At 58.6% G+C, this 510-nt stretch carries 1 protein-coding gene; it reads left to right on the top strand.

Annotation, left to right across the window (positions count from 1 at the left end; translation table 11 throughout):
• Positions 1-49: 49 nt before the first annotated feature.
• On the top strand, positions 50-510 hold a 461-nt coding region (locus X742_RS140200), incomplete at its 3' end, for a helix-turn-helix transcriptional regulator (RefSeq protein WP_023775678.1).

Genomic DNA, 510 nt, shown 5'->3' with positions numbered 1-510 from the left:
GGTCATTATACTGACCGCAATAGGTGAGCCGAGGTCCTAAGTCAATATAATGACCGATGTTACGACAGCCTTTGATGCCGAGCAGGTCCTTGGGCAAGCGATAGCGGCCCGGATCCGAGACTTGAGGCGTGACCAAAACCTGACCCTGGATCGACTGGCTAAACTAAGCGGCCTGTCCAAGGGAACCGTGGTCGCGCTGGAGCAGGGTAGGGCGAACCCCAGTATCGGCATACTGTGTCGGCTGGCGGCGGCGTTTTCGCTCTCGGTGGCCGATTTGTTGAACGAGCACCCTTCCACGGTGTGCCTTCCCATCGAGCGGACAGAGACCAGGAGGCTTTGGACGAGCGCCAAGGGAAGCTCTGCACAACTGCATTCGTCGACCTCGGGACGCACGATGTTCGAATTGTGGAGCTGGGTCATTATGCCGGGCGACGTGTTTTCCGCGGATGCTCATAGTCCGGATACGCGCGAGTTGATCTCGGTCAGTCAGGGTGCCCTGAGCGTTGTGGT

This window comes from Mesorhizobium sp. LNHC229A00, assembly GCF_000502415.1.
Taxonomy (GTDB): Bacteria; Pseudomonadota; Alphaproteobacteria; order Rhizobiales; family Rhizobiaceae; genus Mesorhizobium.
Note: the sequence above shows the minus strand (reverse complement) of the source record. Positions and strands in the feature narration are given on the sequence as shown.